The following is a 23,461-nucleotide window of genomic DNA, read 5'->3' as shown; positions in this document are numbered from 1 at the left end:
AGCCTTGAATCGAGCGTCCAGCTGGACGCGTGGACCGAACCGCTCCCTTTTCCAAGCCCCCTCCCTTGCCCTGGCGGTGAAAAAATCGCAGGCTGCTGGTCTTTTCAACCAGACCTGTGCCCGTGCGATGATCCAGAGCAAGCTTCCCGACCTCGCCGTCACCATCTTCACCCGCATGTCCCAGCTCGCCGCTCAGACCGGTGCGCTCAATCTCTCCCAGGGCTTTCCTGACTTCGACGGTCCCGCCGAATTGCTCGAGGCGGTCGGACGTCATGTCGCGGCCGGCCACAACCAGTACGCGCCCATGACTGGGTTGCCGGCGCTACGCCAGCAGGTGGCGGCCAAGGTTGCCGCCTTCTATGGCCGCGAGGTGGATGCCGAGGCCGAGATCACCATCGTCCCCGGCGCCACCCAGGGACTGTTCTGCGCCCTGCAGACCCTGGTCCGCCCGGGCGACGAAGTCATCGTCTTCGATCCCTGCTACGACAGCTATGAGCCCACGGTGCAACTGGCCGGCGGGCGTTGCGTGCATGTGCCCCTGGCGCTGCCGGAGTTCGGTATCGACTGGGCCGCCCTGGAAGCGGCCCTGAGCCCGCGCACCCGCGCCATCGTGCTCAATACGCCGCACAACCCCAGCGGCGCCCTGATCAACGCCGCCGAACTGGACCGCCTGGCCGCGCTGATCCGTGGCCGCGATCTCTATCTGGTCAGCGACGAGGTCTACGAGCACCTGGTCTACGACGGCCAGCGCCACGCCAGTGTCATCGCCCATGACGAACTCTATGCCCGTGCCTTCGTGGTCAGTTCCTTCGGCAAGACCTACCACGTCACCGGCTGGAAGACCGGCTATGTGGTGGCGCCGCCAGCGCTAAGCGTCGAATTGCGCAAGGTGCACCAGTACGTGAGTTTCTGCGGGGTGACGCCGATCCAGTGCGCCCTGGCCGACTTCATGGCGGCCCACCCCGAGCACCTGGCCGAGCTGCCGGCCTTCTACCAGGCCAAGCGCGATCTCTTCTGCGATCTGCTGGGCAACTCGCGCTTCAGCTTCCAGCGCGCCGCCGGTACCTATTTCCAGGTGGTCGACTACTCCGCCATCCGCCCGGAGCTGGACGACTTGGCGATGGCCGAATGGCTGACCCGCGAGCAGGGTGTCGCCGCCATTCCGCTGTCGGTGTTCTACCAGACGCCGCCCGAAGGCCTACGCCTGGTGCGCTTCTGCTTCGCCAAGCGCGAAGAGACCCTGCGTCAGGCAGCGGAGCGGCTATGCGCGATCTAACCCCGACCCAGGATCTGCGCCTGGCCCTGGTGCAGAGCGAGCTGGCCTGGCACGACCCCGTGGCCAACCGTGCTCATTTCGAGCGACTGCTGGCGGCGGTGGGTGAGACCGATCTGGTCATCCTGCCGGAGATGTTCACCACCGGTTTTTCCATGGACTCGGCAGCCCTCGCCGAGCCCGCCGAGGGGCCGACGGCTGCCTGGCTGCTGGAGCAGGCTCGGCGCCTCGGCGCCGTGGTGACCGGCAGCCTGATCGTGCGTGATGAGGACGGCCAGCACCGCAACCGACTGCTGTGGGCGGCGCCGGAGGGCGAGTTGCTGCACTACGACAAGCGCCATCTGTTTCGCATGGCCGGCGAGCATGAGCATTATGCCCCCGGCGAGGAGCGCCTGCTGGTGGCGCTCAAGGGGTGGCGGATTCGCCCGCTGATCTGCTATGACCTGAGATTCCCGGTCTGGAGTCGGGCGCAGGACGACACCGACCTGCTGCTCTATGTGGCCAACTGGCCAGCGCCGCGGCGCGGCCACTGGAACCGCTTGCTGCCGGCGCGGGCCATCGAGAATCTCTGCTACGTCGCCGCGGTGAATCGCATCGGCAGCGACGGCAATGGCCATCCCTATGCCGGCGACAGCCAGGTGCTGGACTTCCAGGGCGAGCCCCTGGTCGAAGCCGGCGCGGCGGCCGGCCTCTTCCATACGACGCTCTCGGCCGCCGAGCTCGCCGCCTATCGCCAGCGCTTCCCGGCGCAGCGCGACGCCGACGCCTTCAGCCTGGACTGATCAGGCCCAGAAAGGCGCCGGCTGGGCCTGATGGGCCTGGATCAGGGCGATGGCCTGGTCCACGTCCTGCTCGGTGGTGTAGCGGCCCAGGCTGAATCGGTAGCTGCGTGAAGCCTGGTCCGCCGTCAGACCCAGGCCGAGCAGCACGTGGGACGGCGCCGCCTTGGCCGAGCTGCAGGCCGAGGTAGTGGAAAAGGCCAGCTGGCGCTGCAGTGCGGTCGTGTTCAGCGGTGTGGCGAAGGTCAGGTTCAGGGTGTGGGGGATACGCTGCTGGGCGCAGCCGTTCAGGCGCGTGCCGGGCAGACGTTGTACGCCGGCCAGAAAGCGGTCGCGTAGCCTGGTGAGCCGCTCGTGTTCCCGAACCATGGCTTGGCCTGCCAGGGCGAAGGCGGTACCCATGCCGACGATCTGGTGGGTGGCCAGAGTCCCGGAGCGCAGCCCGCGCTCGTGGCCCCCGCCATGGATCTGGGCCTGCAATGCGCCTTCCGCGTGTGGACCGACGTAGAGCGCGCCGATGCCCTTGGGGCCGTAGGTCTTGTGCGCCGAGAAAGACATGAGGTCGACGTCCAGCCGGGCGAGATCGATGGCGACCTTGCCAGTGGCCTGGGCGGCGTCCACGTGGAACAGCGCGCCACGGGCGCGGACCTGGGTGCCGATACGGGCGATGTCGGTCAGGGTGCCCACTTCGTTGTTCACCAGCATGAGCGAGACCAGACAGGTGTCGTCACGCCAGGCCTGCGCCACGGCTTCGGGGGTGATGAGGCCCTGCTCGTCCGGGGCCAGGTAGGTGACCGCGAAACCCTCGGCTTCCAGTTGTGCGGCGGTATCCAGCACCGCGCGGTGCTCCAGGCAACTGGTGATGAGATGGCCTTTGCCGCGACGGCGTGCCACGCCGAGCAGGGCGAGGTTGTTGGATTCAGTGGCACCGGAGGTCCAGATCAACTGCTCGGGCTGGGCGCCGACCAATTCGGCGACCTGTTGCCGAGCCGTATCCACGGCGCGTTGGGCGTCGTTACCGAACGCATGGCCGCGCGAGGCGGGATTGCCGAACACACCCTGCCGGCCCAGACAGCCGAGCATGGCTTCGATGACGACGTCATCGACCGGGGTGGTGGCAGCGTAGTCGAAGTACAGCGGGGAAGCGTCCATGGCGGGCCTCGGGGGATTTGGATGGCATCAGGTTAACGCCACTAGCCCGGAAGAAATTTGCTTTTAACTCGCTGGGTGGCAATCGAATTAGAATATGATTCCTTGATATAGCGCTTAGAGAGAAAATTTTTCCATGGATCGTTTCGATCGCGCCATTCTCGAGGTGCTGCAGCAGGACAGCACCCGGCCGGTAGCCGATATCGCCGAGCGCATTGGCCTGGGCACCACCGCCTGCTGGCGGCGCATCCAGAAGCTGGAGGAGCAGGGCGTCATCCGCGCGCGGGTGGCGCTGCTCGACCCGGCGCAACTCAACGTGGGCGTGACGGTGTTCGTCTCGGTACGCACCAACCAGCACGCCATAGACTGGCTACAGCGCTTCCACGCGGCGGTAGCGGCCATCCCCGAGGTGGTGGAGCTCTATCGCATGGCCGGCGATACCGACTACCTGATGCGCATCGTGGTGCCGGACATCGCCGCCTACGATGGCGTCTACAAGCGGCTGATCCAGGTGCCGGGGCTGTTGGACGTCAGCTCCAGCTTCGCCATGGAGCAGATCAAGTACAGCACGGCGTTGCCGTTGGATTACGTGCGGTGATGGGCACCCTCACCCCGGCCCTCTCCCGGAGGGAGAGGGGGTTATCCGACCAGGGGGCATTTCAATCGGCCCAGGCAAGATCGCGGTCATGGGCCGCTCCTACAGATTCAGGCTACTGACTGTAGGAGCGGCCCATGGCCGCGATTGGATCCTATGATCACTGCCAGATAGGTAGCGTGGAAACGGCGCGGCCTTTTCCACTAGGGGCGTCCTGCGAGGCGTACCCTCACCCCAACCCTCTTCCGGAGGGAGAGGGGGGCCGAGCACGGTTTATTTCAATCAGCCCAGGCAAGATTGCGGCCATGGGCCGCTCCTACAGATTCAGGCTACTGTAGGAGCGGCCCATGGCCGCGATTGGATCCTATGATCACTGCCAGATGGGTAGCGTGGAAAACGGCGCGGCCTTTTCCACTAGGGGCGTCCTGCGAGGCGTACCCTCACCCCAACCCTCTTCCGGAGGGAGAGGGGGGCCGAGCACGGTTTACTTCAATCAGCCCAGGCAAGATCGCGGCCATGGGCCGCTCCTACAGTTATGCCTGAGTCTGTATGAGCGGTCGCTACGGCGCACCGGCACGGCCGCGATCAAGCTGGTGACTCAGTGATAGGCGCTGACCTGGTCCAGCAACGTGATGTCGTCGGCTGGCAGTTGCAACCGGGTCGCGGCCACCAGGTCGTCGAGCTGGGCCTGGGAGGTGGCGCTGACGATGGGAGAGGTGACGCTGGGCCGGGCGATCAGCCAGGCCAGGGCGACCTGGCCCGGGGTGGCGTCGTGCTTTTCGGCGATCTCGTCGAGGCCGGCCAGGATGGCCATGCCGCGTTCGTCCATGTAGCGCTTGGCCATCTCCGCGCGGGAGCCCTGGAGATCGTCCTTGGTGCGGTACTTGCCTGTGAGGAAGCCGCTGGCCAGGGAGAAGTAGCTGATCACGCCCAGGCCGAGTTCCTTGACCACGGGTTCCAGGTCCGTCTCGTAGTCCTTGCGGGCATGCAGATTGTAATGCGGCTGCAGACTCTGATAGGCCGGAACCCCCAGGCGCTGGGCGATTTGGGCCGCCTCGCGCAGCCGTTGGCCGCCATAGTTGGAGGCACCGATCACCCGTACCTTGCCCTGTTCGACCAGCCGGGCGAAGGCACCCAGGGTTTCTTCCAGCGGGGTGTCGGCATCGTCGCAATGGGCCTGGTAGAGGTCGATACGATCGGTCTGCAGCCGCTTGAGCGAGGCTTCCACCGCCTGCTGCACATAGCTGGCCTTGAGACCCTTGCGGCCCTCGCCCATGTCCATGCCCAGCTTGGTGGCCAGGATCACCCGGTCGCGCTTGCCACTCCGGGCGAACCATTTGCCGAGCAGGGTTTCGGACTCGCCGCCCTGGTTGCCGGGCGCCCAGCGGGAATAGACGTCGGCGGTGTCGATGAAGTCGAGCCCGGTCTCCAGCAGGGCGTCCAGCATGCGAAAGGACTGGGCCTCGTCCAGCGTCCAGCCGAAGACGTTGCCACCGAAGCAGAGCGGCGGGACCTGCAGGTCGGAGTGGCCAAGGGTACGTTTTTGCATGGGATCCTCTTCCGAATGGGAGTCATGCAGGTTACGACCGATGGCCGCGACTCAAGGTTCGAAGCGGGGCGGTCCTTGCCATTCCTGCAACGGGATGGGCTTGCCGAGGGCGTAGCCCTGGGCGTAGTCCACGCCGATGGCGCCGAGCAGCTCGAAGGTCGCCCGGGATTCGACGAATTCGGCGATGGTCTCGGCGCCCAGGTGATGGGCGACCTGGTTGATGGACTCGACGATAGCCCGATCCAGCGGGTCCTGGTCAAGGTTGCGGACGAAGCTGCCGTCGATCTTCACGAAGTCGACGCGGAAATTCTTCAGGTAGGTGAAGGAGCTCAGGCCAGCGCCGAAGTCGTCCAGGGCGATGCGGCAGCCGCGTTCGCGTACCTGGCTGATGAGGGCGGAGGCCACGGATAGCTTGTTGATCACCGCGGTCTCGGTCAGCTCGAACAGCAGGCGTCTTGGGTCCAGCGGCGAGGCGGCGATCAGCTCCAGCAGCTCGGGCAGGAATTCCGGATCGCTCAGGCTGTTGCCCGAGAGGTTGATGCCGACGTGCAACTGTGGCCGCTCCTGCAGCCAGGGCACCAGGTCGACCAGCACCTGGCGCACCACCCAGCGGTCGATGTTGCTCATCAGGCCGAAGCGTTCGGCAGCCGGGATGAAGGTGGCCGGGGAGATCAGCTGGCCCTGGACGTCGCGCAGGCGCAGCAGCAGTTCGACATGCTGCTCGGCCGTGTCGCTGGCGCGGGTGGCAACGATCGGTTGGGCATGCAGTTCGAAGCGATTCTGCTCCAGGGCTTCACGCAGGCCGCTGGCCATGAGGATTTCCCGGTGCTGGCGCTCGACGTCCTCGCTGCCTGCCCGATAGAGGGCAGCGCGATTGCGCCCGGCATGCTTGGCGGTGTAGCAGGCGACGTCGGCCTGGCTCATCAGTTCGGCGGGGCTGAGGGTCTCGGCGGTGATGGCGACGATCCCGGCGCTGGCACCGACGTCGTAGACCCGGTTCTGCCAGTTGAAGCGCACCGCGCCGATGCTGGCGATGAGTTTGTCGGCCACCGCCTCGGCCTGTACCAGGTCGCAGTCGCGCAGCAGCAGGGCGAATTCGTCGCCGCCGATCCGCGCCACGGCGTCGGAGCCGCGCAGGGAGTCGCGCAGCAGGGTGCCCAGTTCGCGCAGCAGCAGGTCACCGGCGGCGTGGCCGGCGGAGTCGTTGACCACCTTGAAGCGATCCAGGTCGATGAAGCACAGCGCGTGCTGGGTGTTGCCGGTCTGGGCCTGCTGCCAGGCCAGCTCCAGCTCCTGCTCGAACTTGAGGCGGTTGTAGAGGCCGGTGAGGGCGTCATGGGAGGCGTTGTAGCTCAGTTCGCGCTGCAGGTTGCGGGCGTGGGTGACGTTCTGGAACACCAGTACCGCGCCGATGATGCGCCCGTCGACCGTGCGCACCGGCGCGGCGGAGTCCTGGACCTCGTGGCGTTCGCCGTGGCGGCTGAGCAGGACGGCGCCTTCCTCGAGGGAGGTGATGGTCTGCTCGTGCAGACAGCGAGTCACTGGACTGGACAGGGGCGTATCGCTCTGGCTGTCGCGGATGCGGAAGATCTCCTCATGGGGGTGTCCCTGGGCATCTGCCAGTGACCAGCCGGTGAGTTGTTCGGCGACAGGATTGAGGAAGAGAATGCGACCCTCGATGTCGGTGGTCAGCACGGCATCGGCGATGGAGGCGAGGGTGACCTGCAGCCGTTCCTTTTCCTCGTAGAGCGCCGTGGTCAGGCGATGGTGCTCGGTGACGTCGCTGTTGCTTCCCACCAGGCGGACATGGCCGTCGGGGGCGACCACCGAGATCAGGTCGGAGCGGATATGGCGGACCTCACCCCCCGGACCACCGCGGTTGATGCGGAAGTTGAAGGTGTAGAACATCGATTCGCTGGCGACCTTGTCGAAGACCTCCAGCGAGCGCGCCTTGTCGTCGGGATGGATGAAGGTGAGCCAGAACTCCATGTCCCTTCTATGATTGTCCGGGGGTATGCCGTAGATCTCGCGCAGGCGGGCGTCGCCGTAGAAGCCCGGCGAATGGCTGTCCCATTCCCAGATGCCCAGATTGCTGGCCCGGATCGCCAGTTCCAGGCGTTCGCGCAGGCTGGCGTTGAGTTCGTCGGCGCGGTGCTCGGCATCGATGTCGCGCACCTGGATCAGGTAGCCCGTCAGCAGGTCCTGGTCGTCGTGGTCGGGAGAGCAGGCCAGCTCCACCCAGAGCGCGTGGCCATCGTGGTGGTGCAGCTGCAGTCGTTGTTCGACCTCGCCGAAATCCGGCTCGCCACCCTGTTCGGCCAGCAGTATCCGCAATGGACAGCCTTCGAGCGCGTTCCTGGGATAGCCCAGCATGCGCTCCAGGGCCGGATTGACGTCGGTCAGCAGCCCCTGGGTCGACACCAGCGCCATGCCGTAGGGAGCCGTCTGCATGGCATGTCGATAGCGCGCCTGGTTGCGCAGCAGGCGCCGGTGCTGATAACGGCTCTGCTGGACGGCGGCGGCCAGCAGCAGCGGCGGGATCTGCATCAGGGCCACGGGGATGTAGGTGAAGGCCTGGATGGCCAGCGGGGCCTGTTTCAGGTCGATGATGTGACCATGGGTGAGCAGGGTGCCCAGCAGCAGCACCTGGAGTCCGCCGACGAGCGCCGTACCCGTCACGGTCAGGCGCATGGTCATCAGCATCAGCAGCGTGGCCAGATAGACGAACGGATAGGGCAGGTACCAGAGCGTCAGCAGCGTCAGGGAGGGACTCAGCAGTAGCAGCGCGAGGAATTCCCAACGGCTGTGGCGGGTGAAGTGCGACCAGCGCAAGGGCCAGGAAAGATTGGCCAGCGGCAGCACCACCAGCAGGCCCAGTGCATCGCCGATGTACCAGTGGACGGCGACCGTCAGCAGGTCGGCGGCGTTGTCTAGGAAGATCAGGGTGCCCAGGGTGGCGCCCAGCAGCGGGGGCAGCAATACCCCGTAGATCAGCAGTCGGCCCATAGTGGCGACGTTGCGGTCGAAGCTGAGTGGATGCCGCCGCAGCAGCAGGGCGCCGAGCAGCACCTCGCCCAGGTTGCTCAGGCCGAAGCCAAGGCCGCGCAGTACCGCGCCGCCGCTGGCGAGATCCGCTAGCACGGCAGCCACCAACAGCGCGATGGCGTGCAGGGGCCAGTGCCGTCGCCGACTGCGCAGCAGCCAGACCAGCGCCAGGCCGTTGGGCAGCCAGAGGATAGCCACCGTGGTGAGCTGGCGGCTCAGCGCCAGGCACAGCAGGGAACTGAGGAAGAAGACGCCGCAAAGCGCCAGAGCGCTACCCAGAGCAGGCGGGACGCGAAGCGAAGAGACGTTCATCGACCATCCGTACCAGAGCGTACCGGACGCCGCAGGGGCGGCGGTACGAGGAGTCCTTGAGGCGGTCAGTATCGATGCAGTGGCGCCATAAAAAAAGGGAACACCGACGGGCATTCCCTTTGCTTTGACGAATGTCAGCCTCAGGCGGCCTTGGCCTGCGCCTGGATGACCGCGCGATTCAGGGCGCTGAGCAGCGCGCGGAAGCTGGCGGTGGTGATGTTCTCGTCGATGCCGATGCCGTGCAGCGGACGCTGGCCTTCCAGGCGGATCTCGATGTAGGAGGCAGCCCTGGCGTTGGTGCCGGCGCCGATGGAGTGCTCGTGGTAGTCCATGATTTCCACGGCCTGGGGCAGGCTGGCCACCAGGGCTTCCAGCGGACCCTTGCCGGTGCCGTGCCAGTGCTCGGTACGACCGTCCACGGCCACCTGGATGTCCACGGTGGAGGTGCCGTCTTCCTCGCGCAACTTGTGGCTGACCAGGGTGTAGGGCGTCTTGGCCTGCAGGTATTCCTGTTCGAGCAGCCCATGGATCTGGGCGGCGGTCATCTCCAGGCCCAGGCGATCGGTCTCGCGCTGCACCACCTGGCTGAATTCGATCTGCATGCGGCGCGGCAGGCTGATGCCGTATTCCTGCTCCAGCAGGAAGGTGATGCCGCCCTTGCCCGACTGGCTGTTGACGCGGATGACCGCCTCGTAGTCGCGACCGATGTCGGCCGGATCGATGGGCAGGTAGGGCACTTCCCAGAGTGCATCCGGCTTCTGCTGGGCGAAGCCCTTGCGGATGGCGTCCTGGTGGGAACCGGAGAAGGCGGTATGGACCAGATCGCCGACATAGGGATGGCGCGGGTGCACCGGCAACTGGTTGCACTCCTCGACGGTCTTGCGCACGGCGTCGATGTCGGAGAAGTCCAGCTCGGGATTGACACCCTGGGTGTAGAGGTTGAGCGCCAGGGTCACCAGGCAGACGTTGCCGGTGCGCTCGCCGTTGCCGAACAGGCAGCCTTCGACGCGATCGGCGCCGGCCATCACCGCCAGTTCCGAGGCGGCCACACCGGTGCCGCGATCGTTATGGGTGTGGACGCTGATCAGCACGCTGTCGCGGCGGTCGATGTGGCGGCCGAACCATTCGATCTGGTCGGCGTAATTGTTCGGCGTGGCGCACTCGATGGTGGCCGGCAGGTTGAGGATCAGCTTGTTGGCCGGGGTCGGTGCGAACACCGCGATCACCGCGTTGCACACCTCGACAGCGAAGTCGGTCTCGGTGGAGCTGAACACCTCGGGGGAATACTCGAAGCCCCACTGGGTCTCCGGACGCTCGGCGGCCAGGCGCACGATGGTCTGGCCGGCGGCCACGGCGATGGCCTTGACGCCCGCCTGGTCCTGGTTGAAGACGATGCGACGGAAGCTCGGCGCACAGGCGTTGTAGTAGTGGACGATGGCGCGCTTGGCGCCCTTGAGCGATTCGAAGGTGCGCTCGATGAGGTCGTCGCGGGCCTGGGTCAGCACCTGGATGGTGACGTCGTCGGGGATATGGCCACCCTCGATCAGCTCGCGGACGAAGTCGAAGTCGGTCTGGGAGGCGGAGGGGAAGCCTACCTCGATTTCCTTCAGGCCCACGGCGACCAGGCACTTGAAGAAGGCCATCTTCTTCTCGGCGTCCATCGGCTCGATCAGCGACTGGTTGCCGTCGCGCAGGTCGGTGGACAGCCAGATCGGCGCCTTGTCGATGACCTTGTCCGGCCAGGTACGGTCGGGCAGGGCGACAGGGGTGAAGGGACGGTATTTCTGCGAAGGGTCTTTGAGCATGGTCATGGCGATTCTTTCCTTGGGCGTGGTCGGGACTTACGAGGCGAGCGCGGTCGAGCGTCGCAGTCGGGGGCTGACCAATCGCAGGCAGCGGTGCTGCCGGAGGAGGATGAGGGTGTGGGCGTTGTGCATGGCGCCTACGTTAGTCCGCCCTGGGTAGGGCTCGCAATGTTCTTTTTGAAATTGGCAGGTTTGTATGCCTACGGCGTTTTGTTGGTGATTTATTGCTTGTTTTTCGAATGTTTTGGTGATTTCTGAAATGGCTCGATGGTCTTCTTTCGGTAACGGGAAGTCGCCCGAGCGATCCCTATCGTCTGCCTGGGGTCGAAGCTTGCGGCTTGGACTCAATTGCCCTGGAGAAAAGCAGCCATGAAGATCCTGTCCCTGGTCGGGTTGGCGACCACCTTGCTTGCCGGCCTGGCGGCCACGGTCCAGGCCGCCGACAACCCCTTGGCAGCCGAGCGCTGGAAGACCCGGCCGCTGATCCTGGTGGCGCCCACGGCGAACGATCCCCAGGTGACGCAGCTACGTGAGGCCCTGGCGCAACCGGCCAATCGCGAAGCCTTCGTCGAGCGGGAGATGGTGCTCTATACGGTGGTGGGTGACGCCGGTAGTCGCAACGACGAGCCGTTGCGGCCGGAGCAGACCCGGGCCCTGCTCAAGGCGCTCGACGCCCGGGCCGGGCAGCCGACCACCCTTTACCTGGTGGGCAAGGATGGTGGGATAAAAATGCGCGAGCAGCAGGGGTGGTCGCTCAAGGAACTGTTCGGCACCATTGATCGGATGCCGATGCGGCGGTAGTCGTGGTTCCCTCACCCCAGCCCTCTCCCAGCAGAGGGATGCAAGGTTGGGCCAGGCGTAGGGCGGACAACGGCGTAGCCTTGTCCGCCGTTTTGCGTGGGGAAAGGTGGAAAACGCTGCGCGGTTTTCCACGCTACGAGGCTAGGGGCCTGGGTCCATGGCGGTCCGCCGATGCGGCCGATCTTACAAGCACCGATCTTTCCCATGGGAGCAACTGTCTTATCGCGGCCATGGGCCGCTCCTACAGAAGCATCCTTACGCGTAGGAGCTGCCCATGGCCGCGATAAGGCCGTGCGTGTGGGTTCAGGCGTAGACGTAAGGTCCACCCTGCTGCAATGCCCGCTGGTAGGCCGGGCGGGCATGGATGCGTTGCAGGAAGTCCACCAGCTTGGGTCGCTTGCCGTTGTCCAGGCCCGCGCGAGCCTTGGCGGCTTCCAGGGGGAAGCTGAGCTGGATATCGGCGGCAGTGAAGCTGTCGCCGACGAACCAGCCACTGCTGCCCAACTGGCTTTCCAGGTAGTCCAGGTGCAGGTCGAGCTGCGGCTGGATGAAGCTGGCAGTGGCCTTGGCGGCGATGCCCCTGGCGATGGGTTTGGCGAAGAAGGGCATGGGCGAGGTGGCGATGCGGTCGAACACCAGCTTGAGCAGCAGCGGCGTCATGGCCGAGCCCTCGGCGTAGTGCAGCCAGTAGGTGTAGCGCACGAACTCGGGGCTGTCCTGGGATGGCAGCAACTGTTGGCCATAGCGCCGTGCCAGGTAGTCGACGATGGCGCCGGACTCGGCCAGGGTCAGGTCGCCGTCGACGATCACCGGCGACTTGCCCAGAGGATGCACCTTACGCAATTCCGGCGGGGCGAACAGGCCACCGGCAGCGCGTTCGTAGCGCTGCACCCGATAATCGGTGCCTAGCTCTTCGAGCAGCCAGAGCACGCGCTGGGAGCGGGAGTTGTTCAGGTGGTGGACGACGATCATGGTCTTTCCTTGCGCCTGGAGCTATGGATCAGAGCGCCGCGATGTCCGGCTCTCCAAGGGAGGTGATGGCCTCGCGCTGTTCTCCGCGCAGGCGGAAATCGCGGCCGCTCGGGTGTTGGAACACGTACAGCCCGAATTCCGGGAGGATGGAGAGCAGGTGATCGAAGATGTCCCCCTGGATGCCTTCATACTGCGCCCACACCGTGGTGTTGGTGAAGCAGTAGACCTCGATGGGCAGGCCTTCCGCGGAAAGCGGCATCTGGCGCACCAGCAGGGTCATGTCCTGGCGCACCCCGGGATGGGCGCGCAGGTAGCGCTCCACATAGGCCCGGAAGGTCCCCAGGTTGGTCACCCGGCGGGTATTGACCGGCTCCTGGCCGCGCTTCTCCAGCTTGCGGTTCCAATCCGCCAGTTCCTGCTCCTTGGCGGTGAGGTAGTCGTCCAGCAGGTTGAAGCGGTGCAGGTGCTCGCGCTCGGCGTCGCTGAGGAAGTGCACGCTGTTCTGGTCGATGTTGAGCGAGCGCTTGATGCGCCGGCCACCGGCTTCCTGCATGCCGCGGTAGTTGCGAAAGGAATCGGTGATGAATCTCTTGGTGGGGATGGTGGTGATGGTCTTGTCGAAGTTCTGCACCTTGACCGTGTGCAGGGCGATGTCGATGACGTCGCCGTCGGCATTGAGCTGGGGCATCTCGATCCAGTCGCCGACGCGGATGATGTCGTTGCTGGAGATCTGCACGCTGGCCACCAGGGACAGCAGGGTGTCCTGGAAGATCAGCAGCAGTACCGCGGCCATGGCACCCAGGCCGGAGAGCAGGATCAGCGGCGAGCGGTCGATCAGGGTGGCGATCATCAGGATGACCGCGATGGCGTAGATGACGATCTTGCTGACCTGGACGTAGCCCTTGATCGGCTTGAGCCGCGCCGAGGGCCGCCGCGAATAGAGCACGTTGACCACGTTGAGGGCGCTGCCCAGGGCCAGGGCGATGGTCAGGACGATGAAGGCGCTGCAGACGTTCTGCACTACGGTGACCAGGGCATCGGGGCAACCGGGCACCAGTTCGATGCCGCCCGCGAGCACCAGGGCGGGGACGATGTTGGCCAGCCGGCCGATGACTCTGTGGTGGTTGAGTTCCTGGTCCTGGCCGAAGGAGGTGCTGCGCAACAGTCGATAGAAGCCGCGCACCAGGATGCGCTTGACGATCCAGTTGAGCAGCCAAGCCGCGAGCAGCAAGCCGAGGCAGGCAACCAGGATGGTGAGTTGCGGGTGTTTTTCGAGATCGGCGATCAGTTGGGTGAGGGCCGTGGGCATAGGGGGTCTCTGGGCGGGATACTACGGGTGCGACATTAGCAAAGCTGCGCTCCACTTGCCGTATTCGTCGCTGACGGTCGGTCCAAGGTTCAGCTCTTCCAGGAAAATTTCCATGCGCGTCTTCCCTGCCTTTCTCACCCTCGGTGCCGTCCTGCTGCTGGCCGGTTGCGCCGGTCGCCCCTTCGGCCCGGCGTCGCTGGATGATCGCCTGGCCGAACTGGGCTATCGGCAGGGCGCGCCCCTGGACACCATCCTCGGCTTCGATCTTTCCGGCTGGCACTATCTGGACAACCGCCACCTGGCCTTGGGCACCGGCCTGGGCCGCGCCTACCTGGTGGATTTCGCCGCGCCCTGTGGCAATCTCGCGGCGGGCAACCGCCTGGGCTATCGCTCGCGGGCCGCCGGCCTGCAGGCGGGTGATGCCCTGGTGTCCACCGATGCCCGTGGCAGCCGGCTGGAGTGCCCCATCGGCGGCCTGTACCGCCTCGACCCGCTGCGTTGAGCCGCCATGATCCTGACCCTTGGCCATTCCAATCATCCGCTGGCGCACTATGTCGAACTGCTCCAGGCGCAAGGCGTGACGGCGGTGGCCGATGTGCGCTCCCAACCCTATAGCCGGCATGTGCCCCAGTATCGCCGCGAGGCCTTGCACGAGGGGCTGGCGGCGGCGGGGATCACCTACGTCTTTCTGGGTAAGGAACTCGGGGCGCGCAGCCCGGACCCGGCGCACTATGAAGCGGGGCAGGTGCGCTATGACCGCCTGGCCGCCAGTGCCCTGTTCCAGCAGGGATTGACGCGTCTGGAACAGGGCCAGGCGCATTGGCGCATCGCCCTGCTGTGCGCCGAGCGCGATCCCCTGACCTGTCATCGCGGGCTGCTGGTGGCGCCCTGCCTGGTGCGGCGGGGCCTGGCGGTGACGCACATCCATCCGGACGGTCGGCTGGAGTCCCAGGCGGAATTGGAGGATCGGCTACTGGCCGCGACCGGGCTGGCAGATGGCGATCTGTTCAGCTCGCGGGAAGAGCGACTGCAGCAGGCCTATGCCCGCCATGGCTGGGGCTAAGAGCCTGTCCAAAGTCTGCTGCGCGTCGACCAAACTGCGTTGAAAATGGCCTGGAGGGCCAGCCCCGCCTGGGCGGCCCCGTCGCAATGCTCGTTTACCACTCGTAAACCCGAGCGCGAGTCCGATCCGCTTCCTCAGCCCTTTGATTCGCTAGCGCTCACCCTGCGGGCCAGCCGTTGGCTGTTGCTCCCATTGGTCGTTGCGCCTTGTTTGGCTCTAGCTCGCGAGACGTTGAACAGGCTCTAAGAAAGAAAAAGAGTACCTAGCGCTCCACCGGCTCGCGCTTCTTCCACCAGCCGGCGTACAAGCCGATGGGATAGACGCTGACCAGCACGGCGTAGACCACCCAGGTGCGCCAGGACCAGGCCGACAGCACGAAGCCCTGGGAGAAACCGACCAGCAGGTAGCAGGCGGCGGCGACCAGCAGGATGCTGCCGAGGGCACTGCCGAAGCGGGGTTTCTGAGTCATGGCGTCGGCTCCAGGCCCAGGCGGCCGCAGTGAGAAAGGGCGTTCCTTTTAAGCCGAAGCCCGCTATCTGGCAATGCCTGCGACTGCTACCAATTGTTTGCCACCGCTCAGGGCTTGAAGGCACCGATGAAGATGCTCGGATCGACGCGTACGTCGTTGAGGCTGACGTTCCAGTGTAGGTGCGGTCCGGTGGCCCGCCCGGTGCTGCCGACGCGACCGACCACCCCGCCGCGGGGGACCTGCTGACCGACCTGGACGTCGATCCGCGAGAGGTGGCAGAACATGCTGATGAAGCCCTGGCCGTGGTCGACGAACACCGTCTTGCCGTTGAAGAAGTAGTCGCCCACCAGCACCACCTTGCCGGCGGCGGGGGCCTTGACCGGGGTGCCGGCCGGCACGGCGAAGTCCAGGCCCGAGTGGGGGTTGCGCTCCTGGCCATTGAAGAAGCGGCGCAGGCCGAAGGGGCTGGACAGCGGGCCGTCCACCGGTTTGTCCAGCAGCAGGTTGCTCGGCTGGTTCGGCGAGAAGAGGCGATAGGCAGCCTGCTGTTCGGCCAGCTCGCGCGCGAAACGCTTGAGGTCCTCGGGATTGGGGGTGACCTGACGCTGGTTCTTCAGGGTGATGCGCTGCTCGGCGTAGTGCCGGCTGCCGACCGTGAAGGCCTGGGGCGCAGCGCCGGCGACCGCCAGCTGTTGACGCCCGGTGGCAGTGCCCAGGGGGATGCCGACGATGGCCACCCAGCCGTTGCCGTCCTTGACCACCAGTACCGGCTTGTCCTGGTAGTTCACCCGCGGCGCCTGATCGCCGGGGACCGGCACCACGGCCACGCCCCCCGGCACGGGCTTGTCCAGCAGGCGTTGCAGATAGGTGCCAGCGTGGGCGGGAAGGGTCAGCAGCAGGCAGCAGAGCAGGGCGAACAGGCGGGGCATGGGCGCATCCGGTGGCGAAAACGCCCATGCTGGAGCAGGCGAGGGCCGCAGGGCAAGGCGCCCCGGGTCCCCTTGGTCAGTTGGGGACGATCTTGTAGAGGACGGTTTCCAGCGCCGGCTCCTGCTTGGGATCGAAGAAGCTCATCTCGGGGATGCGCGAATCCGTGACGTAGACGGTGCCGTCCGGGCCGCGGGCGAAGGTGTCCGGCCAGCTCAGCTTCTTGTCCTGGACCAAGGTGGTGAGCTGGCCGTTCTCGCGGACTTTCACCGCATGCTCTTCCACCGAGCTGACATAGAGGCGCCCTTGCGGGTCCATCAGCAGGCCATCGGCCGGACCGTTCTCGCCGACCTTTTCCACCTTGCCGGGCAGGCTGGCGAGGTCGTCGCCCTGCAGCGCGGCGGTGGGGATGCGATAGAGGGTGTTGCCCTTGACCGCCTGCCAGTAGAGATAGTCGCCAGCCGGCGAGAGGGCGATACCGTCGGCGGCGAATTCCACGCCGCGACCGTCCGGCCGCACCAGCGGCTTGCCATCGGCCTTGACCTTGACGCCCTTCTCGGCCTGGGTGCTGGGATCGCCGTCCAGGGCGCGACGGGCCTTGCCGCTGTCCAGGTCCAGCACCACCAGGGCGCCGCGGGCACCGGAATCGGTGATATAGGCATGGCGCCCATCCGGGCTGAATCTCACGTCGTTGAGGTAGCTGCCCTGGGGCGCCACGCTCTCGTCCAGGGCGTAGACCTTGCTCACCTGGTTGCTGGCCAGGTCGATCTTCACCAGCTTGGGCGCACCGGGCACCACCAGTGCCTGGGCCGGAGCGCCCGGGTCGATCACCCAGAGACTGCCACGACCGTCGGCCACCACGGATTGCACGCAGACCCAATGGTTGCCCGGGGTCAGCTCATCGCGCTGGGCGTTGCGCCAGCCATTCCAGGCCGGGTCCGGATAGGGCACCAGGCTGCCGTCGGGTTTGAGTTCAGCCACCGAGACCTCGCTGTCTTCGGTCCAGCGCGGGAAGTTGACAAAGATCCGCCCGTTCTCGCTGACGGTGACGCCGGTGACCTGGTGATCGAAGCTGGCGACCTTTTCCAGTTTGGCACTGGATTCGGCGGCGAAGGCAGTAGAGGCCAGCGGCAGGGCCAGCAGGGTGGCCAAGGCGAGGCGGGAGAGGGCGAGGTTGGGCATGGCAGAATCCTTGTCAGATTACCGGAAGACTCCGGCGCTGAAGGTACGACTGCGCTGTTCGCGTGGAAGATCGCCAGGGCCGACGACCGGCCGGGTGTGCGGCCGCGCGGGAACGCGACCGGGACTAGCGGAGTCCTCCTTGAAACCTCGAAAGGAGAAGACCATGCCCCGTCTAGTCGCCAGCAGCCTGGCCCTGCTGACCTTGAGCGCCCTGCTTGCCGGTTGCGACAAGCCGCCGGAGACGCCGCCACCCCAGCGCAGCGAGGTGGTGCAGAAGAGCGCGCCGGGTAGCGATCCGGCGACCCAGTCGCCCGGCCGCACCGTGGAGCAGACCCACAAGGACATGTTGGCGCCACGGGCGCCGGACACCGCCAATCCGTCCCAGGCGACGCCGCAGGGGACGGAACGGGCGCAGTAGGGCTTTTTAGAGCCCGTTCAAAGTCTAGCGAGCTAGAGACAAACAAGGCCTGGGCGGCCCCACGAAAATGGCTGAGGAAGCGGATCGGACTCGCGCTCGAGTTTACAAAGAGTAAATGAGCATTGCGACGGGGCCGCCTAGGTGGGGCTGGCGACCCAGGCCATTTTCAACGCCGTTTGGCCGACGCGCAGCTGACTTTGAATAGGCTCTTAGCTGGCTGGAACGCCCTTCTGCCACACATCCCAATGCTCGACGATCTCCTGCACCAGCGGATTGCCGGTGCGATAGAGATTTTCCAGCGCCGGGGCGAAGCCGCCCTGCTTGGCATAGTCGAGCAGGTTGTCCACCTCGGAGGCGCCCTTGGCTGGACGGTCGAAGTCCGAGCCGGCGCGGACCACCGCCAGGCGCTGCAGGTCGACCCTGCCCAGACGGCTGGCGCGCAGCAGCGCCTCGTAGGTGGCGTTGTCTTCCTGCTGGGTGGTGCAGTAGCGGCCCTGGCCATTGGTGAGCAGGCGGGTCCATTCCTCGGCGCGTTCGGAGAGGCGGGTGCCGGAATACCAGGTGTCGCCGGCCAGGGTGTCGCAACGGGTCACCACGGGCGGCTGGTTGGCCGGGGCGTAGTCGTAACGTTGGCGCCAGGCCTTGGATTCCGCACTCTCGGTCAGCTCGGCCTGGCGGGACAGGGCATAGGCCTTGTCTCTCAGGCGCACATTGAGCTCGAACACCTCGGTCTTGTAGTCCAGCGGTGGTTTCTCGCTGGGGCTGCGGGTGTTGATGCCCAGGTAGCCGGTCGGCCAATCCTTGGGTACGTCGCGCGAATCGATTTCCCACTGGATACCGAAGTCCACCAGGTAGCGGGCCCAGGCGGTGGTGCCCAGGGTGCCCTCCTTGGGGCTGATCCCGGCGATGCCGGCGACCAGGAAGTAGGTATGTTTGAGGTCGAGCTTGGGCGACAGGGTCAGCGCCAGGGTCGAGGCGGCGGCGTTGGCATGCCCCATTCCGGTGGTCATCAGGCACACCCGTGCCTCATTGCAGAGCACGTCGGGATAGTCGGCGGAGAGCCCGTCGACCGCGACCTTGTGGGTGAGCTTGAGGCGATCGATCCAGGTCTGGGCCTCGGGGCCGAACATCGCCACGATCATGACCTTGGGCTGTAGCGGCGCGGCGGGCGGGGTCGCGGCCTGGGCCGCGCTGGCCAGCAGGATGGTGGTAAGGGGGAACAGGGATGCACGGAGAAGGGAATGCATGGAGGGCCTCGGTAGGGGGAAATCCTGACCGAGGGTTCAAGATGCGTGCCACCATCGGTCTGGGTTGGACCGATTAGTCCAACAGAGACAGAGTGGTTGGTTCCTGGTGATTGTCCAGTACCCGCACCGCCAATTCGCCCTGGGCGAGTCGAGCAGTGAGTTTTTGCCCATTGGCGACCTCGGCGGCGGAACGCACGGCCTGGCCGCGCTCGTCGAGCAGGATGCTGTAGCCACGACCCAGGGTCGCCAGGGGGCTGACGATCTGCAGCGTCTGCACGGCGCCGGCCAGGCGTTGCTGACGCTCCTTCAACTGCCGCTGCATCACCCGGGGCAGCCGCTCGGCCAGTTGCTCCAGGCGTTGCCGCAACAGGGCCAGCTGGCGACCGGGATGCTGGCCAGCCAGGCGGGTTTCCAGATGCGCCAGGCTATCCCGGCGGCGATTCTGGGCGATGACATAGGCGCGTCTCAGGCGCAGGTCCAGGTCGTCCAGGCGCTGGGCCTGCTGGCGCAGCCGCTCGCCGGGATGGCGCAGGCGGCGGCTACAGGCCTCCAGGCGCAGGCGCTCCCGGGCCAGGCGCTCACGCATGCGCAGCAGCAGCTGGCGATGCAGGCCGTCCAGGCGTTGGCGCAGATCGGCGCTATGGGGCGCCAGCAGCTCTGCCGCCGCCGAAGGGGTAGGGGCGCGGACATCGGCGACGAAGTCGGCGATGGAGACATCGGTCTCGTGGCCCACGGCGCTCACCACCGGCGTCTGGCAGGCGGCCAGGGCGCGGGCCACGGGTTCTTCGTTGAAGCACCAAAGGTCTTCCAGGGAGCCACCGCCGCGGGCCAGGATCAGGGCATCGAAGCCCTGGCGATCAGCCAGTTGCAGGGCGCGAACGATCTGGGCGGTGGCCTCGCGGCCCTGTACGGCGGTGGGGATCAGCGTCAGCTCCACCTGGGGCGCGCGGCGCTTGAAGACGCTGACGATATCGCGGATCACCGCGCCGGTGGGCGAGGAGACGATACCGATCCGTTGGGGATGAGCGGGCAGCGGCCGCTTGCGTTCGGCGGCGAACAGGCCTTCGGCGGCCAGCCGCTCCTTGAGCGCTTCGAAGGCCAGGCGCAGGGCGCCATCGCCGGCCGGTTCGACGCTGTCGAGGATCAGCTGGTAGTCGCCGCGGCCTTCGAACAGCGAGACCTTGCCGCGCACCTTCACCGCCAGGCCGTCGCGCAGGGCCTGGCGCACCCGGCTGGCGTGCTGGCGGAATAGCGCGCAACGCACCTGGGCCTGGCCATCCTTGAGGGTGAAATACAGGTGGCCCGACGCGGGCTTGGCCAGGTTGGAGATCTCGCCCTCGACCCAGACCTGGGCGAAGACATCCTCCAGCAGCACCCGGGCACGGCTGTTGAGCTGGCTGACGCTGAGCACCTCGCGGTCGAGGCCGAGGCGGGCGAAGGGGTCCTTGAACATGGGGCGCTTTCTGTGGCTTTCGTCGGCCTCACCTTAGCAGCTCTGGGCGCGCGGCGAGCAGCACATTAAGCTGCGCCTCCCGTTCTTCGAGACCTAGGTTCCATGACCCTGCGCCAGACCATCCTCGCTCCCCGCATTTCCAGCCATCCGCGGGTGGAGCGTACGGCCGTGGAAATCCTCGGCTGGCTCGCCGCCGCTGGCGTGGTCCGGGCCGAGGCCTCGCCCTGCCTGCCCAGCCGCGGTCGACGCGGCCATGCACCGGGGCCCCGGCTGACCGAGGTGCTGCGGCTGACGCCGGGCATGGACGATCCGCGCGACTATCCCGACGGCGGTCTGGAGATCGTCACCGAGCGCTGCATCTTCACCCCGCTGGACGGCTTCGAGGGCCGGGCGCGCTGCCCTGCCTGTCGCCGCGAGATCGGCGAAGCGCTGTTCGAGCACCTGGAGGTGTGGATGCCGGCGGAGAGCGACAACTTCGCCTGTCCGGAATGCGACCACGAAGACGACATCAACGGCTTCGACTTCCCGCAGCCCTGCGCCTTTTCCGACCTGGGCTTCATCTTCAACCACTGGCCGGCGCGGGCCTTCGCTCCAAGCTTCCTGGAGGAATTCCGGAGGAGGCTGGGGCAGCCGTTGGCGGTGGTGGAGGTGTAGGGGCGGTTCATTGCAGCGCTTGCATGCCCTATCGCGGCCATGGGCCGCTCCTACAGGACTCTGACGTACCCGTAGGAGCGGCCCATGGCCGCGATTTCTGGATACGCCCGTAGATCCGTAGCGTGGAAAACCGCGCAGCGTTTTCCACTGGACGGCGCGGTATGACAGTGGACAAGGCTGCGCCGTCGTCCACGCTACAAGCTACGCCTTGAGCTTGCGCAACCACTCCAACCCGGCCGAGGTGTCACCCCGCGGACGGTACTCGCAGCCGATCCAGCCGTCGTAGCCGAGGGCGTCGAAGCGTTCGAACAGATAGGGGTAGTGCAATTCCCCCAGGTCCGGTTCGTGGCGGTCGGGCACCCCGGCGATCTGCACGTGGCCGATACCGGCGAAGTCGCGCTCGAAGGTCTTGCTGACGTCGCCCTCGACGATCTGGCAGTGGTAGCAGTCGAATTGCACCTTGAGATTGTCAGCGCCGATGGCCTGGCGGATGGCCTGGGCGTCGTCCTGGCGATTGAGGAAGTAGCCGGGCATGTCGCGCGGGTTGATGGGCTCTATGAGGATCGTCACCCCGGCCTTGGCCGCCTGCTCGGCAGCATGGGCCAGGTTGCCCAGGTAGGTATCGCGGGCGCGGGCCCGGTCGACCTCGGCGGGCAGCAGGCCGGCCATGACGTGCACCAGGCGATTGCCCAGTACCGCGGCGTACTCCAGGGCGAGGTCGATGCCGGCGCGGCACTCGGCTTCGCGACCGGGCAGGGCGGCCAGGCCGCGTTCGCCGGCCGCCCAGTCGCCGGGCGGGGCGTTGAACAGCACCTGGGTCAGGCCGGCGGCGTCCAGGCGCGTCTTGATCTCGGCGGCGGAGTGCTCATAGGGAAAGAGGTATTCCACGGCCTGGAAGCCGTCCGCCGCAGCGGCGGCGAAGCGGTCGAGGAAGGCATGCTCGGGGTAGAGCATGCTGAGGTTGGCGGCGAAGCGGGGCATGGCTTGTCTCCCAGATCAGACGAAGGGCCAGAGCAGCAGGGTGATGGCGAAGCCCAGGCACCCCAGCAGGGTGGTCAGGACGGTCCAGGTACGCAAGCCGTCGGCGACGCTCAGCCCGACCAGCTTGGTGAAGATCCAGTAGCCAGCGTCGTTGATGTGCGACACGGCCAGGCCGCCGGCGCCCATGGCCAGGCACAGCAGGGCCATGTGGTTGGCCGAGAGGTCCAGGGTGGCGATCAGCGGGCCGAGGATGCCGGCGGTGGTGACCAGAGCCACGGTGGTGGAGCCCTGTACCGCGCGCAGCAGCAGGGTCAGCACGAAGCCCAGCGCCAGCACCGGCAGGCCGGTGGCGCGCAGCAGCTCCGAGACCACCGCACCGATGCCGGTGTCCACCAGCACCTTGCCGAAGACGCCGCCGGCACCGGCGATGAGGATGACCATGGCGACGCCGGGCAGCGCCGAGCCGATGACATCCGAGACCTGCTCGCGCGACCAGCCGCGGCGGAAGCCCAGCACATAGGCGCACAGCAGGGTGTCGATCAGCAGGGCCACCAGGGGCGCGCCGACCACGGTGAGGATGTCGCGCAGCAGGTTGCCGGCGGGCAGCCAACTGGTGGCCAGGGTGCCCAGCAGGATCAGCACGATGGGCAGCAGGATCAGGGTCACCACCAGGCCGAAGCCGGGGGCCGGGGCGGGCGGCAGACCGGCGGCGAGGCCGGCCGGGGTCTCGTCGACCTTGACCGCGGCGGCGCCGAGGCTGGGCAGCCCGGGGGCCATGTCCTGGCCGCGGCCCCACTGCTGCAGGTGGGTGTCGGTGATCTGCGGACCATAGACGTCGCTACGGATGTCGTCGGTCATGGGGTAGTGACGACGGTTCATGCGCCCGGCCACCCACCAGCCGATCAGGGCCAGCACGGCGGTGATCGGCAGGCCGAACAGCAGCACCCGACCCAGGTCGGCGCCCAGTTGGCCGGCGGCGGCCACGGCGCCCGGGTGGGGCGGCAGCATGGCGTGCACCGTGAGCATGGTGGCGCACATCGGCAGGGCAAAGACGATCAGTGGCTTGCGCGCGGTGCGGGCGATGCCATAGGCCAGCGGCATCAGCACGATGACCCCGACCTCGAAGAACACCGGGATACCGACCAGGAAGCCGGCCAGGGTCAGCGCCAGCGGCGTACGTCTGTTGCCGAAGCGCTCGATCAGCGTCTTGGCCAGGGCCTCGGCGCCGCCGGAGAGTTCGATGATGCGACCGATCATGGCGCCCAGGGCGATGATGATGGCGATGTGGCCAAGGATCTTGCCCATGCCGCCTTCGATGGTGGCCACCAGCTTGGAGGGCTCCACGCCGGCGGCCAGGGCCACCAGGATGCTCACCAGCATCAGCGCCACGAAGGGCTGGAACTTGTACTTGAGGACCAGGAACAGCAGCAGGGCGATCCCCGCCGCGGCGATGAGGACCAGCAGCAACGGACTCATGA

21 protein-coding genes are annotated in these 23,461 nt (G+C 66.6%); 8 read left to right on the top strand and 13 right to left on the bottom strand.

Translation table 11 applies throughout. The features are described 5' to 3' along the window. Nucleotides 1–127 precede the first annotated feature (127 nt). Both RND78_RS11480 and RND78_RS11475 read left to right on the top strand, forming a co-directional pair. Nucleotides 128–1,276 (top strand): pyridoxal phosphate-dependent aminotransferase, encoded by a 1,149-nt coding sequence (locus RND78_RS11480; protein WP_312728860.1) that lies wholly within the window; start codon nucleotides 128–130, stop codon nucleotides 1,274–1,276. Continuing rightward, nucleotides 1,264–2,055: an amidohydrolase gene (locus RND78_RS11475; RefSeq protein WP_312728844.1), complete on the top strand. Its 792-nt coding sequence runs from the start codon at nucleotides 1,264–1,266 to the stop codon at nucleotides 2,053–2,055. The genes RND78_RS11480 and RND78_RS11475 overlap by 13 nt, the downstream gene beginning before the upstream one ends. Here RND78_RS11475 and RND78_RS11470 read toward each other — a convergent pair whose 3' ends face one another. Next, complete coding sequence (locus tag RND78_RS11470; protein ID WP_312728843.1) at nucleotides 2,056–3,204, bottom strand: aminotransferase class V-fold PLP-dependent enzyme; 1,149 nt, start codon at nucleotides 3,202–3,204, stop codon at nucleotides 2,056–2,058. A 133-nt stretch (nucleotides 3,205–3,337) separates the two neighbouring features. On the opposite strand from RND78_RS11470, the gene RND78_RS11465 reads away from it, so the two are divergent. Beyond that, nucleotides 3,338–3,799, top strand: coding sequence for an Lrp/AsnC family transcriptional regulator (locus tag RND78_RS11465; protein WP_312728841.1), 462 nt, complete (start codon nucleotides 3,338–3,340; stop codon nucleotides 3,797–3,799). A 595-nt stretch (nucleotides 3,800–4,394) separates the two neighbouring features. On the opposite strand, the gene RND78_RS11460 is transcribed toward RND78_RS11465, so the two are convergent. The 3 genes from RND78_RS11460 to leuA form a co-directional block, all read right to left on the bottom strand. Then, on the bottom strand, nucleotides 4,395–5,345 hold the full coding sequence (locus tag RND78_RS11460) for an aldo/keto reductase (protein ID WP_312728839.1): 951 nt from the start codon (nucleotides 5,343–5,345) through the stop codon (nucleotides 4,395–4,397). A 51-nt stretch (nucleotides 5,346–5,396) separates the two neighbouring features. After that, on the bottom strand, nucleotides 5,397–8,702 hold the full coding sequence (locus RND78_RS11455) for an EAL domain-containing protein (protein ID WP_312728837.1): 3,306 nt from the start codon (nucleotides 8,700–8,702) through the stop codon (nucleotides 5,397–5,399). Between the two features lie 140 nt (nucleotides 8,703–8,842). Then, a complete protein-coding gene (leuA, locus tag RND78_RS11450) occupies nucleotides 8,843–10,513 on the bottom strand; it encodes a 2-isopropylmalate synthase (protein ID WP_312728835.1) in 1,671 nt (556 codons plus the stop codon). A gap of 363 nt (nucleotides 10,514–10,876) precedes the next feature. On the opposite strand from leuA, the gene RND78_RS11445 reads away from it, so the two are divergent. After that, complete coding sequence (locus tag RND78_RS11445; RefSeq protein WP_312728834.1) at nucleotides 10,877–11,308, top strand: DUF4174 domain-containing protein; 432 nt, start codon at nucleotides 10,877–10,879, stop codon at nucleotides 11,306–11,308. Nucleotides 11,309–11,611: 303 nt separating this feature from the next. On the opposite strand, the gene RND78_RS11440 is transcribed toward RND78_RS11445, so the two are convergent. After that, nucleotides 11,612–12,280, bottom strand: coding sequence for a glutathione S-transferase (locus tag RND78_RS11440; protein WP_312728833.1), 669 nt, complete (start codon nucleotides 12,278–12,280; stop codon nucleotides 11,612–11,614). 28 nt (nucleotides 12,281–12,308) lie between these two features. Further along, nucleotides 12,309–13,589, bottom strand: coding sequence for a mechanosensitive ion channel family protein (locus RND78_RS11435; protein WP_312728832.1), 1,281 nt, complete (start codon nucleotides 13,587–13,589; stop codon nucleotides 12,309–12,311). 112 nt (nucleotides 13,590–13,701) lie between these two features. On the opposite strand from RND78_RS11435, the gene RND78_RS11430 reads away from it, so the two are divergent. Continuing rightward, on the top strand, nucleotides 13,702–14,091 hold the full coding sequence (locus RND78_RS11430) for a DUF6491 family protein (protein WP_312728831.1): 390 nt from the start codon (nucleotides 13,702–13,704) through the stop codon (nucleotides 14,089–14,091). Between the two features lie 6 nt (nucleotides 14,092–14,097). Next, nucleotides 14,098–14,652 (top strand): DUF488 domain-containing protein, encoded by a 555-nt coding sequence (locus tag RND78_RS11425; protein ID WP_312728830.1) that lies wholly within the window; start codon nucleotides 14,098–14,100, stop codon nucleotides 14,650–14,652. A 262-nt stretch (nucleotides 14,653–14,914) separates the two neighbouring features. Here the strand turns inward: RND78_RS11425 and RND78_RS11420 are convergent, their stop codons facing one another. From RND78_RS11420 to RND78_RS11410, 3 genes are all read right to left on the bottom strand, one after another. Next, nucleotides 14,915–15,121 (bottom strand): hypothetical protein, encoded by a 207-nt coding sequence (locus RND78_RS11420; protein WP_312728829.1) that lies wholly within the window; start codon nucleotides 15,119–15,121, stop codon nucleotides 14,915–14,917. A 107-nt stretch (nucleotides 15,122–15,228) separates the two neighbouring features. Further along, nucleotides 15,229–16,050 carry a peptidoglycan DD-metalloendopeptidase family protein gene (locus tag RND78_RS11415; protein WP_312728828.1) on the bottom strand — a complete coding sequence of 274 codons (822 nt, stop codon included), beginning with the start codon at nucleotides 16,048–16,050 and terminating at the stop codon, nucleotides 15,229–15,231. Between the two features lie 76 nt (nucleotides 16,051–16,126). Beyond that, nucleotides 16,127–17,230, bottom strand: coding sequence for an L-dopachrome tautomerase-related protein (locus RND78_RS11410; protein WP_312728826.1), 1,104 nt, complete (start codon nucleotides 17,228–17,230; stop codon nucleotides 16,127–16,129). A 163-nt stretch (nucleotides 17,231–17,393) separates the two neighbouring features. On the opposite strand from RND78_RS11410, the gene RND78_RS11405 reads away from it, so the two are divergent. Next, nucleotides 17,394–17,648, top strand: coding sequence for a hypothetical protein (locus RND78_RS11405; RefSeq protein WP_312728824.1), 255 nt, complete (start codon nucleotides 17,394–17,396; stop codon nucleotides 17,646–17,648). Between the two features lie 209 nt (nucleotides 17,649–17,857). On the opposite strand, the gene RND78_RS11400 is transcribed toward RND78_RS11405, so the two are convergent. Then, nucleotides 17,858–18,895, bottom strand: coding sequence for a purine nucleoside permease (locus RND78_RS11400; protein ID WP_312728822.1), 1,038 nt, complete (start codon nucleotides 18,893–18,895; stop codon nucleotides 17,858–17,860). Nucleotides 18,896–18,968: 73 nt separating this feature from the next. Further along, nucleotides 18,969–20,348, bottom strand: a complete 1,380-nt coding sequence (gene xseA, locus RND78_RS11395) for an exodeoxyribonuclease VII large subunit (RefSeq protein ID WP_312728820.1) — start codon at nucleotides 20,346–20,348, stop codon at nucleotides 18,969–18,971. Between the two features lie 102 nt (nucleotides 20,349–20,450). On the opposite strand from xseA, the gene RND78_RS11390 reads away from it, so the two are divergent. Continuing rightward, nucleotides 20,451–21,002: a sugar ABC transporter ATPase gene (locus tag RND78_RS11390; RefSeq protein ID WP_312728818.1), complete on the top strand. Its 552-nt coding sequence runs from the start codon at nucleotides 20,451–20,453 to the stop codon at nucleotides 21,000–21,002. A 201-nt stretch (nucleotides 21,003–21,203) separates the two neighbouring features. On the opposite strand, the gene otnI is transcribed toward RND78_RS11390, so the two are convergent. Together otnI and RND78_RS11380 are read right to left on the bottom strand one after the other, a co-directional pair. Next, nucleotides 21,204–21,983 carry a 2-oxo-tetronate isomerase gene (otnI, locus tag RND78_RS11385; protein ID WP_312728816.1) on the bottom strand — a complete coding sequence of 260 codons (780 nt, stop codon included), beginning with the start codon at nucleotides 21,981–21,983 and terminating at the stop codon, nucleotides 21,204–21,206. 15 nt (nucleotides 21,984–21,998) lie between these two features. Then, nucleotides 21,999–23,459, bottom strand: coding sequence for an SLC13 family permease (locus RND78_RS11380; protein ID WP_312728814.1), 1,461 nt, complete (start codon nucleotides 23,457–23,459; stop codon nucleotides 21,999–22,001). Between the last annotated feature and the right edge of the window lie 2 nt (nucleotides 23,460–23,461).

Source organism: Pseudomonas oryzihabitans, from assembly GCF_032027545.1.
Classification (GTDB): Bacteria; Pseudomonadota; Gammaproteobacteria; order Pseudomonadales; family Pseudomonadaceae; genus Chryseomonas; species Chryseomonas oryzihabitans_F.
This window is presented reverse-complemented; position numbering and strand designations above follow the sequence as displayed.

Bases quoted from the DNA above. Each gene is read 5' to 3' on its own strand.
- RND78_RS11420 (WP_312728829.1), bottom strand. From the start codon at position 15,121: ATGACTCAGAAACCCCGCTTCGGCAGTGCCCTCGGCAGCATCCTGCTG.
- RND78_RS11445 (WP_312728834.1), top strand. From the start codon at position 10,877: ATGAAGATCCTGTCCCTGGTCGGGTTGGCGACCACCTTGCTTGCCGGC.
- RND78_RS11425 (WP_312728830.1), top strand. From the start codon at position 14,098: ATGATCCTGACCCTTGGCCATTCCAATCATCCGCTGGCGCACTATGTC.
- RND78_RS11390 (WP_312728818.1), top strand. From the start codon at position 20,451: ATGACCCTGCGCCAGACCATCCTCGCTCCCCGCATTTCCAGCCATCCG.
- RND78_RS11455 (WP_312728837.1), bottom strand. From the start codon at position 8,702: ATGAACGTCTCTTCGCTTCGCGTCCCGCCTGCTCTGGGTAGCGCTCTG.
- RND78_RS11405 (WP_312728824.1), top strand. From the start codon at position 17,394: ATGCCCCGTCTAGTCGCCAGCAGCCTGGCCCTGCTGACCTTGAGCGCC.
- RND78_RS11475 (WP_312728844.1), top strand. From the start codon at position 1,264: ATGCGCGATCTAACCCCGACCCAGGATCTGCGCCTGGCCCTGGTGCAG.
- RND78_RS11440 (WP_312728833.1), bottom strand. From the start codon at position 12,280: ATGATCGTCGTCCACCACCTGAACAACTCCCGCTCCCAGCGCGTGCTC.
- RND78_RS11400 (WP_312728822.1), bottom strand. From the start codon at position 18,895: ATGCATTCCCTTCTCCGTGCATCCCTGTTCCCCCTTACCACCATCCTG.
- RND78_RS11435 (WP_312728832.1), bottom strand. From the start codon at position 13,589: ATGCCCACGGCCCTCACCCAACTGATCGCCGATCTCGAAAAACACCCG.
- RND78_RS11460 (WP_312728839.1), bottom strand. From the start codon at position 5,345: ATGCAAAAACGTACCCTTGGCCACTCCGACCTGCAGGTCCCGCCGCTC.
- RND78_RS11410 (WP_312728826.1), bottom strand. From the start codon at position 17,230: ATGCCCAACCTCGCCCTCTCCCGCCTCGCCTTGGCCACCCTGCTGGCC.
- RND78_RS11470 (WP_312728843.1), bottom strand. From the start codon at position 3,204: ATGGACGCTTCCCCGCTGTACTTCGACTACGCTGCCACCACCCCGGTC.
- RND78_RS11430 (WP_312728831.1), top strand. From the start codon at position 13,702: ATGCGCGTCTTCCCTGCCTTTCTCACCCTCGGTGCCGTCCTGCTGCTG.
- RND78_RS11465 (WP_312728841.1), top strand. From the start codon at position 3,338: ATGGATCGTTTCGATCGCGCCATTCTCGAGGTGCTGCAGCAGGACAGC.
- otnI (WP_312728816.1), bottom strand. From the start codon at position 21,983: ATGCCCCGCTTCGCCGCCAACCTCAGCATGCTCTACCCCGAGCATGCC.
- RND78_RS11415 (WP_312728828.1), bottom strand. From the start codon at position 16,050: ATGCCCCGCCTGTTCGCCCTGCTCTGCTGCCTGCTGCTGACCCTTCCC.
- leuA (WP_312728835.1), bottom strand. From the start codon at position 10,513: ATGACCATGCTCAAAGACCCTTCGCAGAAATACCGTCCCTTCACCCCT.
- RND78_RS11380 (WP_312728814.1), bottom strand. From the start codon at position 23,459: ATGAGTCCGTTGCTGCTGGTCCTCATCGCCGCGGCGGGGATCGCCCTG.
- xseA (WP_312728820.1), bottom strand. From the start codon at position 20,348: ATGTTCAAGGACCCCTTCGCCCGCCTCGGCCTCGACCGCGAGGTGCTC.
- RND78_RS11480 (WP_312728860.1), top strand. From the start codon at position 128: ATGATCCAGAGCAAGCTTCCCGACCTCGCCGTCACCATCTTCACCCGC.